The 1,827-nt window shown below is 71.4% G+C and carries 2 protein-coding genes; both read left to right on the forward strand.

The genetic code is table 11. The annotated features are described in order from the left end of the window. Positions 1-722 (forward strand): acyl-CoA dehydrogenase family protein (locus tag AC27IQ_RS23675; protein ID WP_487091020.1); only part of this gene is annotated, 722 nt, incomplete at its 5' end. Positions 723-805: 83 nt separating this feature from the next. Next, the gene (locus AC27IQ_RS23680; protein WP_487091021.1) at positions 806-1,765 is read left to right on the forward strand and encodes an ABC transporter substrate-binding protein; all 960 of its coding nucleotides are present in this window, start codon (positions 806-808) and stop codon (positions 1,763-1,765) included. Positions 1,766-1,827 lie beyond the last annotated feature (62 nt).

Raw genomic sequence — 1,827 nt, forward strand, 5'->3', positions numbered from 1 at the left:
CGGCAGAGGGCTGGCGGCTCAGCGGGCACAAGGTGTACAGCACCGGCGCGCCGGCGCTGCGCTGGTACGTGGTGTGGGCGCGCACGGACGATGCCGAGCCGCGCATGGGCTCCTTCCTCGTGCGGGCCGGCCAGCCCGGTGTGCGCATCGAGCCCACATGGGACCACCTGGGCCTGCGGGCCAGCGGCAGCCACGATGTGCTGTTCGATGAGGTGGCGGTGCCCGCCGACCACGTGCTGGAGCTGCGGCTTCCCAAGGACTGGGCGCGCGGCGAGCCCGTCATGCAGGCCGAGATGGCGGTGATGCTGGGCTCGCTCTACACCGGCGTGGCCCGCGCGGCGCGCCACTGGCTGGTGGGTTTTCTGCAGGAGCGAAAACCCGCCAGCCTGGGCGCGCCGCTGGCCACGCTGGCGCGCGCGCAGGAGGCGGTGGGCCGCATCGAAGGCCTGCTGTTCACCAACGACCGTCTCATCGCCGGGCTGGCCGCCGCGCTCGACACCGGCGCTCCGCTGCCCTCCGAGGAGAGCGGGCTGGTCAAGGCCACCACCACCCACAACGCCATCGAAGCGGTGCAGTCGGCCCTGGCGCTGACCAGCAACCACGGCCTCGCGCGCAAAAACCCGCTGGAGCGCCACCTGCGCGACGTGCTGTGCGGGCGCGTGCACACCCCGCAGGACGACAGCGTGTACCTGGCGGCCGGGCGCCGCGCGCTGGGGCTGTGATCGCTGACGCGCGGGGCGCGGTGGCGCCGTCTCCTTCCTTTTCCTCAGCCTTTTTTTCTTCCCTTTCAGAACACGGAGCTTCCATGGCTTTGCAACGGCGACATTTCCACCGCTTCATGACGGCCTCGGTGGCCGCGGCGTCCTTTCTCTCACCCGTGCTGGGTCACGCGCAGCAGCGGATCGCACTGCGCGCGGGCGACCAGAAGGGCGGGCTGCGCGCGCTGCTGGAGGCGGCGGGCGAGTTGAAGGGCCTGCCCTACGACATCCAGTGGAGCGAGTTCCCGGCCGCCGCGCCGCTGGCCGAGGCGCTGAACGCGAACGCGGTGGACTTCGGTCCCATCGGCGACGCGCCGCTGCTCTTCACCCTGGCGGCCGGCAGCCAGGTGCGGGCATTCGCCGCCAACCGCTCCGACCCGTACGGCACGGCGGTGCTGGTGCGGCCCGACTCGCCCTTGAAGACGGCGGCCGACCTCAAGGGCAAGCGCATCGCCACCAACCGCGGCTCCATCGGCCACTTCGTCACGCTCAAGGCGCTGGAGTCCGCGGGCCTGAAGGGTGCGGACGCCGACGTGCGGTTCATCCCGCCGGCCGACTCCAAGCTGGCGCTCACCCAGGGCTCGGTCGATGCCTGGGCCACCTGGGAACCGTACACGGCACTGGCCGAGACGAGCGGGCACGCGCGGGTGCTGGTCAACGGGCGGGGGCTGTCGAGTGGGCTCAGCTTTCTCGCGGCCACGCAGGGGGCGCTGGACACCAAACGCGAGGCCCTGCGCGACTTCAAGGAGCGCGTGGAGCGCGCGCAGCTCTGGTCGTACCGCAACGCCCGGCCGTTCGCCGAATCGCTGTCGCGCATCATCGGCATCCCGGTGGAGGCGGCGCAGCTGCAGTTCGAGCGCCGCGCGACGAAATGGGTGGACATCGACGCCGCGGTGGTGGCCGACCAGCAGCGCACGGCCGACTTCTACCTCGGGGCCGGGCTGCTGCGCCAGCGGCTGGACGTGCGGCAGACGTTCGATACGGGGTTCAACCGGGGCCAGGCGTGAGCCGGGGCCTTGGCTGGGGTTTTGGGTGGAAAATGCCTCCAGCACAATATCCACTAGGGCAT

This window comes from Acidovorax sp. KPB24-07, assembly GCF_057543315.1.